This window comes from Bartonella japonica (genome assembly GCF_040545385.1).
In the GTDB taxonomy this organism is placed as follows: Bacteria; Pseudomonadota; Alphaproteobacteria; order Rhizobiales; family Rhizobiaceae; genus Bartonella; species Bartonella japonica.
In genome coordinates, this window is sequence record NZ_JBEPLT010000004.1 from 41,645 (window position 1) to 56,798 (window position 15,154).

10 protein-coding genes and 1 pseudogene are annotated in these 15,154 nt (G+C 35.7%); 4 read left to right on the forward strand and 7 right to left on the reverse strand.

Annotation, left to right across the window (positions count from 1 at the left end; all coding sequences use genetic code 11):
• Positions 1 to 837: 837 nt before the first annotated feature.
• The 5 genes and pseudogenes from glmS to erpA form a co-directional block, all read right to left on the reverse strand.
• A complete protein-coding gene (glmS, locus tag ABID39_RS02945; protein ID WP_354185881.1) occupies positions 838 to 2,661 on the reverse strand; it encodes a glutamine--fructose-6-phosphate transaminase (isomerizing) in 1,824 nt (607 codons plus the stop codon).
• A gap of 169 nt (positions 2,662 to 2,830) precedes the next feature.
• Positions 2,831 to 4,180: a bifunctional UDP-N-acetylglucosamine diphosphorylase/glucosamine-1-phosphate N-acetyltransferase GlmU gene (gene glmU, locus ABID39_RS02950; RefSeq protein ID WP_354185883.1), complete on the reverse strand. Its 1,350-nt coding sequence runs from the start codon at positions 4,178 to 4,180 to the stop codon at positions 2,831 to 2,833.
• Between the two features lie 13 nt (positions 4,181 to 4,193).
• Positions 4,194 to 4,982, reverse strand: coding sequence for a cytochrome c biogenesis CcdA family protein (locus ABID39_RS02955; RefSeq protein WP_354185885.1), 789 nt, complete (start codon positions 4,980 to 4,982; stop codon positions 4,194 to 4,196).
• 44 nt (positions 4,983 to 5,026) lie between these two features.
• Positions 5,027 to 6,044 (reverse strand): annotated as a pseudogene (locus tag ABID39_RS02960) (RgsD C-terminal domain-containing protein).
• A gap of 12 nt (positions 6,045 to 6,056) precedes the next feature.
• Positions 6,057 to 6,380, reverse strand: a complete 324-nt coding sequence (gene erpA / locus ABID39_RS02965; RefSeq protein ID WP_354185889.1) for an iron-sulfur cluster insertion protein ErpA — start codon at positions 6,378 to 6,380, stop codon at positions 6,057 to 6,059.
• A gap of 105 nt (positions 6,381 to 6,485) precedes the next feature.
• Here erpA and ABID39_RS02970 point away from each other — a divergent pair, with 105 nt between their 5' ends.
• The 3 genes from ABID39_RS02970 (at position 6,486) to ABID39_RS02980 (ending at position 12,105) form a co-directional block, all read left to right on the forward strand.
• Positions 6,486 to 7,682, forward strand: a complete 1,197-nt coding sequence (locus tag ABID39_RS02970; RefSeq protein WP_354185891.1) for a deoxyguanosinetriphosphate triphosphohydrolase — start codon at positions 6,486 to 6,488, stop codon at positions 7,680 to 7,682.
• Between the two features lie 31 nt (positions 7,683 to 7,713).
• The gene (argS, locus tag ABID39_RS02975) at positions 7,714 to 9,471 is read left to right on the forward strand and encodes an arginine--tRNA ligase (RefSeq protein WP_354185893.1); all 1,758 of its coding nucleotides are present in this window, start codon (positions 7,714 to 7,716) and stop codon (positions 9,469 to 9,471) included.
• A 159-nt stretch (positions 9,472 to 9,630) separates the two neighbouring features.
• Entirely contained in the window at positions 9,631 to 12,105 is a 2,475-nt protein-coding gene (locus ABID39_RS02980) for an SPOR domain-containing protein (RefSeq protein ID WP_354185895.1), read from the forward strand.
• 91 nt (positions 12,106 to 12,196) lie between these two features.
• Here ABID39_RS02980 and ABID39_RS02985 read toward each other — a convergent pair whose 3' ends face one another.
• Entirely contained in the window at positions 12,197 to 12,571 is a 375-nt protein-coding gene (locus ABID39_RS02985) for a hypothetical protein (RefSeq protein ID WP_354185897.1), read from the reverse strand.
• Positions 12,572 to 12,873: 302 nt separating this feature from the next.
• On the opposite strand from ABID39_RS02985, the gene ABID39_RS02990 reads away from it, so the two are divergent.
• Complete coding sequence (locus ABID39_RS02990) at positions 12,874 to 13,980, forward strand: branched-chain amino acid aminotransferase (protein WP_354185899.1); 1,107 nt, start codon at positions 12,874 to 12,876, stop codon at positions 13,978 to 13,980.
• Positions 13,981 to 14,087: 107 nt separating this feature from the next.
• Here ABID39_RS02990 and glpX read toward each other — a convergent pair whose 3' ends face one another.
• Positions 14,088 to 15,074 (reverse strand): class II fructose-bisphosphatase, encoded by a 987-nt coding sequence (glpX, locus tag ABID39_RS02995; protein ID WP_354185901.1) that lies wholly within the window; start codon positions 15,072 to 15,074, stop codon positions 14,088 to 14,090.
• Positions 15,075 to 15,154: the final 80 nt, after the last annotated feature.

A 15,154-nucleotide genomic window follows, 5' to 3' on the forward strand; every position in this document is an offset into this window, starting at 1 on the left:
AAGTGTTCATTCTTGCTACTATATATAAAAATTCCACCTCTAACAGCTCTATCATATATCTTTTTAGAACTGTTTTAACAAAATACTTTATGAATAAGCATAAAAAATAATAATATTCCTTTTCCACTAACATATAAATTTATTATAATACTTAATATTCTTCAAATAAACTATCATAATATATTATATTATATTATATTTATAAATAAAGAAATTATTATATAAATTACTTTATTTATACAAATATAAAATTATTGTATTATATTTTTTAATAATTTATATTTATTATATTTTTGCAATACTTAGTTTAATCGATAAATTACTAATTACACTACTTAACTTTATATAAATAGAAGTTTTTCTCAAAAAGAATAGCTTCTATTAATATTTAACAATTTAAAATAAATAGTACGAACAACCTTATATTTAAAAATTCATCTATAAAACAAATTTTATTACAAGGCTTGAAAATAGATTTTTTACAAATGGTGGCAAATATCTACAACAGTTACTTTGAACCCAAACTATATACTAAAATAGACATTACACCTAGAATGGGATAAACATCTACAGGAATAAATACCATTCTTCTTTAGTCATTCATTACATTTCAATGACTCTGACAATGTCTTCAAATACTTCTCTCAAAAAATCTAACCATTTTTATATAATTTTTTCTATAATTTTTGACTTTTGCAAAGGATCTTCCCTTAAGATTCCATCCATATGAAAAATGAATGACTTTTAAAATATTGCTACCTCTAAAAAATTTGATAAGAAATAATAGAGTCCTATCATTTTCTTCTGATTTTTTCTTTTTATGTTTAGAACAGATTTTTATTCAACAGTGACCGATTTTGCCAAATTACGCGGTTGATCAACATCTGTTCCTAATAAAACAGCTGTATGATAAGCGATTAACTGAATAGGTAGAGTATAAATAATAGGTGCAATAAATTCTGGAACATCTGGCAAAACAATCGTTGATAAAGTATCAAGATGAACTGCTTCTACCCCTCTCTTATCAGTGATCAAAATGATACGACCATTGCGCGCTGCCACCTCTTGCATGTTAGAAAAAGTTTTTTCAAACCACCTATCATAAGGTGCCACAACAATAACTGGTATTGACTCATCTACCAACGCAATTGGTCCATGTTTCAATTCACCTGCTGCATAACCTTCGGCATGAATATAAGAAAGCTCCTTCAATTTCAGAGCTCCCTCTAAAGCAATCGGATAAGAAGTTCCACGCCCTAGGTAAAGCACACCTTTTACATTTACTAAATGACGGCAAATCTGTTCAATCCTATTATCTAATTTTAAAACCTCGTTTAAAATTCTTGGAATTTCTGCCAATTGTTGAACAAACTGACGTTCTGCTTTCTCTGAAAGATATCCACGTTGCTTAGCAGCATCAAGCGCCATAGCGGCAAGCGTTGCCAATTGACAAGTAAAGGCTTTTGTTGAAGCAACACCAATTTCTATCCCCGCTAATGTAGGAAGAATAAAATCAGCTTCTCTTGCCATTGTCGATTGCTCAACATTCACAATTGTCGCTGTTTTTATATTACGTTCACGACAATAACGCAAAGAAGCCAGTGTATCAGCTGTTTCACCAGACTGAGAAACAAACACCGATAACACATCAGGACTTAAGGGTGGTTCACGATAACGAAATTCTGAAGCGACATCATTATCAACACTTAAAGCAGCAAAATTCTCAAACCAGTAACGTGCCACTAAGGTAGAATAATAAGCTGTTCCACAGCTAGCAAAGAGTAGCCGATGCGTATTTTTCCAATCAATCAAATTCTCAAGTGAACGAACTGTATAATTTCCAAGATCAAGATAATATGCTAAATTACGAGAAATGACTTCAGGTTGTTCAAACATTTCCTTGTGCATGAAATGACGATGATTACCCTTAGAAACTAATAAATTTCCTTCAAATAATGTTGTAATGGGGCGTTGTACTGGCTGATTGTTAGCATCATAAATTGTTACGCCTTCCCGTGTCAGGACAGCCCAATCCCCATTTTCCATATAGCTAATACGATCTACGAATGGTGCCAAAGCAATAGCATCTGATCCAACAAAAAATTCATCTTTTCCATATCCAATTGCCAGCGGCGGACCAGAGCGAGCAGCAATCATAAGATTATCTTCATCCTTAAAAATAAGAGCAAGAGCAAAAGCACCTTGCAATTTTTTCCAACTTGTTCGCATTGCTTCCTGGGGCGAAAGACCACTTTTTAATGCACGCGTAATTAAATGCGCAATAACCTCGGTATCCGTTTCTGTTTCAAAGACATAACCATCTTTAATCAGCTCTCTTTGCAATTCTACAAAATTTTCAATAATACCATTATGAACGATTGCAAGCCGTTCAGTTAAATGAGGATGTGCATTTCTCTCCACAGCAACTCCATGAGTCGCCCAACGGGTATGGCCAATCCCTAAATTTCCTTCCAGAGGTGTTTGTTTTAATTTTTCTTCTAAATAAACAAGTTTACCCTCAGCGCGCATACGATAAAGGTGCCCATTATGCACTGTAGCAACACCAGAAGAATCGTACCCTCTATACTCAAGACGCCTCAAACCATCAATCAAAGAAGATGTAACACACCGATTTCCTAGAATTCCAATAATTCCACACATTTAAAAGCTCCAACCTACATCACAGATTTATAATATTCTATAAAACAATCCAATAGCTTTCATTCAAAACTTTAAGTCATCAGATAAATCAAATATGTAGTACGGCAATACTTAAAATTAAATCTTCTATACAATGGTTAAATCACTATAAAAGAAAGAAATAGAATGATTACTTCTTTTGTTTATTTTCTGATAAACGCGCGCGCAACTTTATTGCATAATTCTCTTTTATCACTTGCCGTGCGCGTCCCAAAGCCATACTATTCATAGGAACATTTTCGGTGATAACACTTCCTGAAGCAATGTAAGAGCCATTCCCTATAATCAATGGAGAAACAAGAGCTGAATTAGAACCAATAAAAGCATGATCACCAATCATAACTTTATGTTTGCGAAACCCATCATAATTGCAAGTAATCGTACCAGCTCCGATATTGCTATAAGCACCAATTTCTGCATCACCAATATAACTCAAATGATTAATTTTAGAAGATTCTCCGACCTTTGCTTGTTTAACCTCGCAAAAATTTCCAATCTTGACTGATCGCGCTAATTCTGTTCCAGAACGCAAACGTGCATAAGGTCCAATCCTTGCATCCTCTCCAACCACAGTGCCTTCTAGATAACTAAATGCATGAATAATTGCGCCAGATTGTACCTTGACTCCTAATCCAAAATAAACATTTGGTTCAATCATCACCCCTGGTTCAATCTCTGTATCATAAGAAAAATAGACAGTTTCTGGTTTAAGTATTGTAACACCAGACAACATTAAACTTTGTGCTTTACGCTTTTGCCACAAAGCATCCGCTTCAGAAAGCTCAAAACAGTTATTAATCCCTATAACATTATCGAAAGGCACTTCAACAATTCGAACCTCTAGTCCTTCACTAACCGCAATAGAAACAAGATCAGTTAAATAATATTCTTTCTTTAAATTATGATTATGAACCTTCTCTAAAAGAGAAAGTGCATGCTTTCCATTGATAGCGAATATTCCACCATTACAAAAAGAAATTTTTCTTTCTTCATCACTTGCATCTTTTTCTTCTACAATGGCGACAAGTTTACCATTCTTCTGAAGAAGACGCCCATAACCTGTCGGATCTGAAGCATGAAAACCAGCAACAACAACATCTGCTCCCTCAGCAAGCTGCGCACGGACTTTTTGCAATGTACCTTGCTCAATCAAAGGTGTATCGCCAAAAACAATGAGAACATCATCCACTCCTTTTTGCAAAGCTAAACGAGCAGATAAAACAGCATGAGCAGTTCCTAAACGTTCTTTTTGCTCAAAAATCATTACATTTTTTGCAAATGATTGAACAACTTTAGTAACATCTTCTGCACCAGCCCCCACAATGACTGCTAATTGCGAAACACCTGCTAACTCTATTTGTTTTATAACATGGCATACAAGCGGCAACCCAGCAATTTTATGCAGCACTTTAAGGAGAGATGAGTTCATACGCGTTCCCTCACCTGCTGCAAGAACAATAAAAAGACAGTTTCTAACCATAAATCACATATAACTAACGAGAAAATCCAAAAAAACTTATAATATCATGCCAATGAAAAGCTTCTACATTACAAAGAGAAGGATAATTTTCCAAAAGCCAAAATGAAAAATCCTGCATAGAACCTGTTAAAAATAAAATACCCGTAATAACCAAAAAAATTCCAATGACCTTCTCCACTTTTCCTAAATGAATACGAAAAGTCCCTAAAAACTTCATAAAACTACTTGAAAATAAAGCTGCTAACACAAAAGGTACTCCAAGACCTAAAGCATAAACCCCTAAAAGGAGTGCCCCCTCACCTACAGTTTCTTTTGTTCCAGCAAGGGTTATAACAGGACCTAAAATTGGACCAATACATGGTGTCCAACCAAATGCAAAAGCTAAACCAATAATATAAGCCCCTAAAGGGCCAGCTGGCGTTTTACGCGTTTGGAAACGCGCTTCACGAAATAAAAAAGCAATTTTAAAAATACCTAAAAAATTTAAACCAAAAATAATAATGATCACTCCAGCAGCAAGCGCAAACCAATCACGATAATAGCCAATGAATTGACCAATTGTGCTCGCACTAGCACCTAAAGCAACAAAAACAGTTGTGAAACCAAGAATAAAAGCAATAACAGAAGAAAAAAGCTCCCACCGTACAAATACTTTTCCACTCTGCTTATCTGAACGAAAATCATCAATACCAATACCTGCCATATAGCATAAATAAGGAGGAACTAACGGCAAAACACACGGCGATAAAAAAGATAATGCACCGGCAAAAAACACACCAACTGTTGAAATTTCTACAACCAAATCTCTATCCCCCTCTCATTACGGTTTATATCTATGAAAAATCATTAATCCACTTCTTCTTCAATTTTTTGCATATTTTTTGCATCCGTCACCACACTTATATCTTCATCATGGCCGGAAACAACTGAAAAAACTTTTTGATAAATTTTATCTTTATTTTTGGCAATTGCAATATACTCACCCTCAGCTAACACGAGTGAAACATATGCACCAACAGTTTCGTAAACGATATCACCAGAATCATTGGTAATAGACCAGCTTGTATCAGCAAGCGCTTCCCCTCCTTCTTGTCGTACCAACTTTAAAACAATTTGAGCTGCCTGATGTTCAAGAGTGACTTCAGTAATTTTTCCCGTATCCACGTGAATGTCTGAACGAACAGTGGCATTAACAGAACCATAATGAGAAGCAATATGATAGTGCCCAGCTTTTAAACGGACAATTGATTGGGGTTTAATATTTGATAAAACCACATCAGTATCATCATTTTCTTTTTCATCCTCATAGATGGTGAAACGCAATTCCTTGTCATTAATTGTACCGTTAAGCAGTGTAGCATTTAAAATGACACCACCAGCATCAAGGTTAAAGTTTTTAATAATGCTCTGTCCACTTTCTAAACTGACACGATGCACCGCACTTGCATGACCAAATGAAACGTGAACAAGATAACTCCCTGGTTCTAAAGAAAAGCGCGCACTGCCACCCTCATAAGTTGCAATCAATGGTAATTTATCATCAATTCCTAAAATAGGTGCATAAACCCGCCATACCAGCCCTTTTGCTATATCTTCATTACTATTTTTTAATCGAGCATTTAATATAAGTTGGCTCTGAAGAACTTGATTTTCTTCTTCATGATCTTGAGATTTTAGAATAAAGTTTTTTGGTTGTTTTCGCTGATAAACTTGCCCTTTTCCTTCTTCAGAAAAAACATGGTAGCTCCACCCCACTGTAGTAAGCACCACGCATAACCACAAATATCTGCGCAATATTTTCATAAAAATACTCATTATTTGCATTGTTGACCAAAGTAATATTTTTTTCAAGAAACAATCTCACAGAGTCACCATTCTAAATTGAAAAACTTACACCGCAACCACATGATGAGACCGCATTAGGATTATGAATTTGAAAAGACTGTCCCATAAGATCATCAACAAAATCAATTTCTGCTCCTTCCATGAAAGGAAGAGAAAGTGAATCAATAAAAACAATAGCACCATCTTTTTTAAGAACGAGATCATCCTCATCCATTTTAGAAACCAAATGATATTTATAAGAAAACCCAGAACATCCTCCACCTTCAACGGAAATACGTAATCCTATTTTATCAGGTTCACTCGAAAGTATCTGTGCAATTCGTTTGGCAGCAACATCTGAAATATTTACACACATCCTATATATCCTTGCATTAAACTATCAAGAAAGAGTATCCTAAATCAAAGAGACGTTTATTCATAATAAACCAATCCAATTTAGAATGATAATGGACAGCTTGCAATGGATATAAGCAATATCAATTACCAATCTCGAGCGATCTATAGTGCCAACCCGCAAACAAGCCGTGGTAGATTATTCCATGAACCTATGAGTAGCATACGATCGCCTTTTCAACGAGATAGAGACCGTATTATTCACTCTAATGCATTTCGACGCCTTAAACATAAAACCCAAGTTTTTATTGCTGATGAAAGTGATCATTATCGCACAAGGCTGACACATTCAATAGAAGTTTCTCAAATTGCACGAACCTTAGCCCGTGCACTCTTCCTTGATGAAGATCTTGCCGAAGCTATTGCTCTTGTTCACGACTTTGGACATACACCTTTTGGCCATGCAGGAGAAGATGCCCTTAATGAAATGATGGCACCTTATGGTGGTTTTGACCATAATGCACAGGCATTACGCATCGTTACAAAATTAGAACAACGCTATGCAAATTTTGATGGACTTAATCTTACTTGGGAAACACTCGAAGGACTTGTGAAGCATAACGGTCCTCTTTTAGGTCGTTATGCACACAGCAAAGAAGTTCCTATAGATATTCTACAATACAATGAAAAACAGGATCTTGAACTCGATTCTTTTGCTGGACTAGAAGCACAATGTGCTGCGATTGCTGATGATATTGCTTACAATGCCCATGATATTGATGATGGGCTGCGTTCGCAATTTTTAACACTTGATCAATTCGAACAGGTTTCACTGACAGCAGCATTATTGAAAGATATAACAGACGAGCATCCACAACTTGATCAAGCTCGGCGTAGTTACACACTGGTACGAAGGCAAATAACAACCATGGTTGAAGATGTTATCAAACACTCACAAGAAAACTTGGCACGTATAAAACCACAAAATATAGATGATGTTCACCATGCGAAACAAACCATTGTTGCTTTTTCACCCACAATGTCTACTCATGAAAAAGAACTAAAGAACTTCCTGTTTAAAAATCTTTATTACCATGATCAAGTTCTTAGCCGTCGCGATGCAGCAAAATCTATTGTACAAAAATTATTCGACTGTTATTATAAAAATCCGGATACAATGCCTGAAAGTTGGGGGAACAAAATAGCCTGTCTAACAAATGAAGAGTTAGCATGTCTTATTGCTGATTTTCTATCAGGTATGACCGATCATTACGCTATACGTGAATATCACCGCTTATTTGGCTATACAGATAATTTCTTTTAATCGTTTTTGAATACCATGATGGAAGATGAATATGAATGTCTTTAAAAGCTTCGAGGAAAAAGTTAAAAAATTACTTGAATTATCTGATATAAAAGAAAAAAATGGAGATAAACTTCATTTATCGAAAATCACCGTTGATCCTCCCCGTGATTTTTCACATGGCCATTTATCAACAAATGCTGCTATGGTCCTTGCAAAATCTATTGGATTAAACCCTCGTACACTTGCAGAAAAAATTATAGAGCTTCTTAAAAATGATTCCTCTATTGACTCCATTGATGTTGCCGGTCCCGGTTTCATCAATATCAGACTTACAAAGCCATTTTGGCAAGATGTTGTAAAATCTATGCTTGAATTAGGTACGTCTTACGGCCGTGTTCCCATGGGGCAAGGAAAGCGCATCAATGTTGAATATGTCTCTGCAAATCCAACAGGACCAATGCATGTTGGGCACTGTCGAGGTGCCGTTGTTGGAGATGTGCTCTCCAATTTGCTCCAATTTGTAGGTTATAATGTTACGAAAGAATATTACATCAATGACGCTGGTCAACAAATCGAAGTACTCGCTCATTCCGTTTTATTACGTTATCGAGAAGCTCTTGGAGAAAAAATTCATGAAATTCCAGAAGGTCTCTATCCTGGTGAATACTTGATTCCATTAGGTAAGTTACTCGTCCAAGAGTTTGATGACCAATTACTCACTATGGATAAAGGTGAAGCTTTATCTATCGTAAAGGAACGGGCAATTCAGGCAATGATGTCAATGATTTGCCAAGATTTAGCAGCTCTTAATGTCTATCATGACATCTTTTTCTCTGAGAAAATGCTTTATGCAGATAACGCCCGTGCTATTCGTAACACAATTAATAACCTTACTTTAAACGGTTATATCTATAAAGGAAAACTCCCACCACCAAAGGGGAAAAATACAGAAGACTGGGAACCAAACGAGCAAACCTTGTTCCGTTCTACAGATGTTGGTGATGATCAGGACCGTGTCTTAATAAAATCTGACGGCTCTTACACTTATTTTGCTGCTGATGTTGCTTATTTTCATGATAAATTCAATCGTCATTTTGATGAAATGATTTATATTCTAGGTGCGGATCATGCTGGTTATGTAAAGCGGTTAGAAGCAATGGCCAAAGCAATTTCTGGAGATAAAGCCAAATTAAGCGTTTTCTTATGTCAATTAGTAAAACTCTTTCGCAATAGCCAACCTGTACGCATGTCAAAAAGAGCGGGATCATTTGTCACTTTGCGTGATGTTGTAGAGGAAGTGGGTCGTGATCCAGTACGTTTTATGATGCTGTATCGTAAATGCGAAGCACCTCTTGATTTTGATTTTGCAAAAGTGACAGAACAATCAAAAGATAATCCTATCTTTTATGTGCAGTATGCAAGTGCACGTTGCCATTCAGTCTTTCGTCAAGCACGAGAAGCCTTTCATATCGAAAATTTTTCAACGAATACAATGATTGCACACCTCAATCGGTTAACAGATGAGAGTGAAATATCCTTAATACGCAAACTTTCTGAATATCCACGTATTATTGAGCAAGCTGTCGTCCATAAAGAACCACACAGATTGGCATTTTATCTCTATGATCTTGCTTCAAATTTTCATTCTCATTGGAATAAAGGAAGTGATAATATCAATTTACGCTTTATTCAGCCCGATGATAAGGAGTTGTCACTTGCCAGATTAGGATTAATCCAAGCTATTGTAAATATTTTATCATCAGGACTTAAAATCATAGGAGTCGACGCCCCAACAGAAATGCGTTGAAAAAGTTTTGTAAATACATAAAATAAGCCCTTTATTGAAAAACTTTTTTATGTATTCTTATTACAGGAGGGGGTAAGCTTATAATTTTAAACCATACTAAATTATAATTAACCATTTATTTTATTGCACGCAGATGCAGATCATCATGTGAGAAAAACTATGAGCGATAACGATCGCAGAAATTCACGCGAAATAAAGCAGGATCATGAACATCACGATCCTTTAGAGAAGCTTACGCAAATTTTTAATCCGAATAAACAAGATGCGAACCAGCATGATCAATCTTCACAGACTGATCCATCAGCATCTCAATTTTCTAAAACTTCATCGCACGATGATGATTTTGATTTATCATTTTTAGAAGCAAAATTTGAAAATCATTTAACGAATGACCCATCACTTGATGATCAAAGAACGCAATGGAACTCCTACACAACAAGCAATAAACAAAACGCATATACTACACAAAATGCTTTTTTTAGCAGTTCAGAACAAAATAAATTTTTATCTGAAGAAGAAAGCTCCTCATCTCCATCTCATGATGAAGAACAAATTTTAGATGCACTTTCACCATTACCTATTCAAAAGAATCAATCATCCAACAAGGGAGCAGCACCAATAAATGATGATTCCTTTTCTGAAAAAAGTGATTTTAGTATGCAAACAGAAAATTTCTTTTTGGATGAAGTGGATATACACAGAAAATCTAAAAAACCTGTCGAACAAACCAATCATTTTTCACAAACAAATGTGCAGCAATCAAGTATTTCCAATATACAGCAAAATTATAACGACACTCCTGTAAATCATTCATATATAGTTTCAGCTGATCAAGAAAATTGGGTTGAAGAATATTATACTAATATCTCTCCCCATCCTACAGATGAAAACACGTTTTTTTCATCTTCTGATCATATTTTAGAAAGAGAAAATACCATAAGAAATGAAGAAACAAAGGGCATATCGCCACATACAACGCAAATCGATAAACCTTCTGATGTGAAAGAATTCACACAATCTGAATCTTATGAAGAAAAGTTCTTAAAACAAGAAACTTATGCTGAAAGAACTCAGAAATATCCTGATATTCATGCCCAGTACATCAATAATACTGAAAAGATATCCAAAGAAGAAGTATCGTATAATCAAAGCGATTTAAATGAGGCGCATTCCTCATCGGAAAGTTTTAATACAAAACAAGAAGATAGTTTTTTTGCTCATAACTATACCCACAGAGATACGCCTCCTCCCAATGTTGATACCTATAAATTTGCAGAGGAAATAGTAGAAAAAACTGGAACAATTACAGTTCCTGAAATCACATATGAAACTCCAGAATATGATATACAAACCGATGGTTTTAAAGAAGAATTTTCTGAGATCCTTAATGTTGGAAATGTTCGAGAAGAAAATTTTTCTCAGAAACAACAGGAAAGTGAAATCTTTCATAAAATCTTTCATCAAACCATGCAAGATCTAGGAGAAGATGCATATAGAGATTTTCAAGAACAAAATGCTAACTATTTTCCTACTGACAATACGAGACATCATTCTTCCTCTTTTACCGAAGATTCATTACACAAAGGAGCAGATAATATTCCTCCCCATGCCCCTCCCCCTTCTTTCTTAAGAAGTTTTATTGTTGGTAAAACTTTTACTAAAAGTATCGTTCTTCTTATTTTAATAGCAATTGGTTTTGCCGGTTACTCTTATCTCTTTATGTCGCCACAAAAAAATGAAAATGTACCCATTATTCACGCTGATAATACGCCTTTCAAATTCAAACAAGAAACGACTGAAACGGAAAATGATGTTGCACATAATTTAGATATTTATAAACAAACAACCGAAGAAAATGATAAACAAGAGAATACACAGCAGTTTCTTATTGATAATTCTGAACAACCTGAGAATTTAGTAGAAGTAAATCAACAGGGAGATACAGATTCTTCATCTTCTTCTCTTAATGAAACTGATGTTGAAGATGCCATAAATGGAGCTATCGATCACACTATTCCAACACGAGAAGTACAAACTGTTGTTGTAAACCAAGACGGTACAATTGTACTGGCGCCTAAACATCACACAGAAAAAGAAGTTCCTAACGAATTAAAAGAAACAATTAATCAAACGACTGAAGATCAATTTCAAGATTCTTCCCCTATTTCTTCGTACGATTCTGATACCAATAACAACGAAACGTCCGATACCAATAACAACGAAACAGAAGATAATCTCACGCATAATATTGATAAAATAATAGCTGAAAATGCCTCTCATGTTGAAGAAAAATTTATACCCATTCCTTCACGTGCAGAGAGAAGTTCAGAATTACAAACGCATGATTTTTCTCACCAAAAACTAGCGAACCAAACAGACACTGAAAATTCAGAAAGTTATTACGTACAGCTTTCCTCCCAACCAACCCATGCGCTAGCTAGAGATTCTTTGAAAAAAATGCAGTCCAAATTTGGATCTCTTATCGGCGTTCGTCCTTTAAATATTCAGTCTGCTCTCATACCGGGAAAGGGAATCTATTATCGTATTCGTATTCAAACGCAAAATCGGAATGACGCCATAAGCCTTTGTGAGGACATAAAAAGTTTTGGAGGGAATTGCTTTATCACCCGCTAATAAATAATGCGACGGACTCAACAACCGTCGCACTATTAATTTAGACAGTAGTAAATTAACTAATCAAGTGACTTAAAAAGTTAGAATCCTATCAAATTTTTCCAGATTCATGTATCCGAGGGAATGTTATTCCTTGATCCATATCAGACTGGCTTCTTTCTGAGAAAGAATTTTGTTCGTGAGGTAAAGAAGGCAGCGTACCTTTATAGGTATAAGGTATAGGAGATGATGTACTAAAATCTTTTTTAGGACTTATGATGTTCTGGTTTGATTGTGTAGGATTAGAGTGAGATACACCTTCAGGAGTTTTTTCAAAAAAAGACCCTAAAAAACCGAAAACAAACCAGATAAGAAAAAGAGCAAGGAGAACAGCGAGAATACCTCTACCGATCGAGTTACGCTGTTCACGCTCTTTTTTTTCTGCAGCTATACGTTCTTCATATGTGTAGTAATTTCTATCGATCATAGTAAATTCCTTTTCTCAATTCCCCTAATTTTAAATTGTAAAATATGCGTATGCAAAATGATCCAGAGACTTATCCAAAAAACGACAAATATGTATAAAAGTTCCAGATTATTGAATAAAATTGAGAAGAAGAGGCATACAAATAGCAACAAAATATCTTTCAAAAATCTTTTCTTCTAATCCTATAATTAAGACATTGACACAAATGATTTTCTAATAATAAAGTTGCTATGAAAACATTTTGGTGTTTTTTTATGATAAAAAGCACATAAAAATAAAGCATATCCCAAAAGGTTTTACTTATGAAATCTCTCGCCTCACCACTTCCGTTTAAAATAGAAAAACACCCATCACCCCTGTCAGATAAAAATCGTGAAGAAATTCTAAAAAATCCTGGTTTTGGTCAATTTTTCACAGATCATATGTGTACCATCCAATGGACTAAGGAGAAAGGTTGGCATAACGCTATTATCTCTCAATACAAACCGTTAGAGATTGACCCAGCAAGTACTGTTCTACATTATGCGCAAGAGATTTTTGAAGGTCTAAAAGCATATCGCACAAAAGATAGACGCATTTTGTTATTCCGCCCTGATGCCAATGCACAACGTTTTATAGAATCAGCAAAGCGATTAGCCATGCCGGAATTGCCAAAGGACATCTTTTTAGATGCCATTCATCAGTTGGTAAAAATTGATCAAAAATGGGTTTCTGATCTTCCGAATGCGAGCCTCTATATACGCCCATTCATGTTTAGCAATGAAAGCTTTTTGGGAGTTCGCCCTTCTGAAAAATATATTTTCTGTATCATAGCATCTCCTGTTGGATCATATTTCAAAGAAGAAGAAAAACCTGTCAGTGTATGGATTGAAAAAGATTATAGCCGTGCTGGTCCAGGAGGTACAGGTGCTGCCAAATGTGGCGGTAACTATGCAGCAAGCTTGCTCGCACAAAAAAGTGCGATACAACATAACTGTAACCAAGTGCTCTTTCTTGATATGGTCGAACATAAATGGATTGAAGAACTCGGCGGCATGAATGTTTGCTTTGTTATGGAAAATAATACACTTGTAACGCCTGCACTTAATGGCACTATTCTTCCAGGAATAACACGTCACTCAATTTTACAATTGGCCCAACAAATAGGTTTAACAGTAGAAGAACGTTCTTACTCTTTTGAATCACTCAAAGAAGATGCACGAAGTGGTCACCTTAAAGAAGTCTTTGCTTGCGGTACAGCGGCCGTTATCACAGCAATCGGTCGCTTTAAATACAAAGATGGAGAATTTGTTATTGGAAATGAAATGATTGGTGAGCTTACAAAAAAACTTCGCACACAACTGGTTGATCTTCAAAAAGGGAATATAGAAGATAAAAATGGTTGGGTGCATTCTGTTCATCTTTCGTAAAAAGATATCTCTAAATGAGCGCTTCCATAAACATATCTTTTAAACTTTTATGGAAGCGCATTCCTCAGAGGTGATATTCTTTATCTTTTAAGAACCACAGAAAAACATTAATCAAATTTGGAATGATCTCGATGTTGTGCTTTAATATTACGAATTGTACCAGTACGAGAACGCATCACGAGAGTTTCCGTTTGAATATAACGAGAAGTAAACTTAACACCAGAAAGCATGTTACCATCCGTCACACCTGTTGCAGAAAATAAAACATCACCCTTTGCCATTTCTTCCATTGTATAAGCTTTATTGGGATCATTGATCCCCATTTTGGCTGCACGCGCAATTTTCTCTTCTGTGTCAAGCTGTAAACGCCCCTGCATCTGCCCCCCTATACAACGCAAAGCGGCAGCTGCTAATACGCCTTCTGGTGCTCCACCAATTCCCATGTAGATATCAACACCCGTTTCATTTGGATTTGTTGTATCAATAACGCCAGCAACATCTCCATCACCAATTAAACGAATTGATGCCCCAGTTTTTCGCACTTCATGAATCAATTTTTCGTGACGAGGACGATCCATAATACAAACAGTAATCTGATTAGCAACCACTCCCTTAGCCTTTGCAAGAGCGTGAATATTATCAGCAGGAGAAGCATCTATATCAACAACCCCCTTTGGATAACCAGGACCAATAGCAATTTTTTTCATATAAACATCAGGTGCATAAAGTAAATTACCTTTTTCAGCAATTGCAATGACAGCCAAAGAATTAGCAAGATTTTTAGCACAAATTGTCGTTCCCTCCAGTGGATCAAGTGCAATATCAATCGCCAATCCATTTTGAAGACCTACCTTTTCTCCAATATAAAGCATAGGCGCTTCATCGCGTTCACCTTCACCTATCACCACTGTACCATCAATAGATAACTGATTTAGTTCTTGACGCATTGCATCTACAGCAGCTTGATCAGCAGCCTTTTCATCACCACGTCCACGCCAGCGTGCAGCTGCAACAGCAGCACGTTCAGTTACACGCGCTAATTCAAGCGTTAAAATACGATCAAGTCCATTTAAAATCTTTTGAGTTGTGGGCATATGAAAAATCCTACTGAATAAACATTAGCAAAATACACTAACATTTATTTCTAAGTATTAAGAAGAAAGCTTTTGGAAAA

Bases quoted from the DNA above. Each gene is read 5' to 3' on its own strand.
- glpX (WP_354185901.1), bottom strand. From the start codon at position 15,074: ATGCCCACAACTCAAAAGATTTTAAATGGACTTGATCGTATTTTAACG.
- ABID39_RS02985 (WP_354185897.1), bottom strand. From the start codon at position 12,571: ATGATCGATAGAAATTACTACACATATGAAGAACGTATAGCTGCAGAA.
- glmS (WP_354185881.1), bottom strand. From the start codon at position 2,661: ATGTGTGGAATTATTGGAATTCTAGGAAATCGGTGTGTTACATCTTCT.
- argS (WP_354185893.1), top strand. From the start codon at position 7,714: ATGAATGTCTTTAAAAGCTTCGAGGAAAAAGTTAAAAAATTACTTGAA.
- glmU (WP_354185883.1), bottom strand. From the start codon at position 4,180: ATGGTTAGAAACTGTCTTTTTATTGTTCTTGCAGCAGGTGAGGGAACG.
- ABID39_RS02990 (WP_354185899.1), top strand. From the start codon at position 12,874: ATGAAATCTCTCGCCTCACCACTTCCGTTTAAAATAGAAAAACACCCA.
- ABID39_RS02980 (WP_354185895.1), top strand. From the start codon at position 9,631: ATGAGCGATAACGATCGCAGAAATTCACGCGAAATAAAGCAGGATCAT.
- ABID39_RS02970 (WP_354185891.1), top strand. From the start codon at position 6,486: ATGGATATAAGCAATATCAATTACCAATCTCGAGCGATCTATAGTGCC.
- erpA (WP_354185889.1), bottom strand. From the start codon at position 6,380: ATGTGTGTAAATATTTCAGATGTTGCTGCCAAACGAATTGCACAGATA.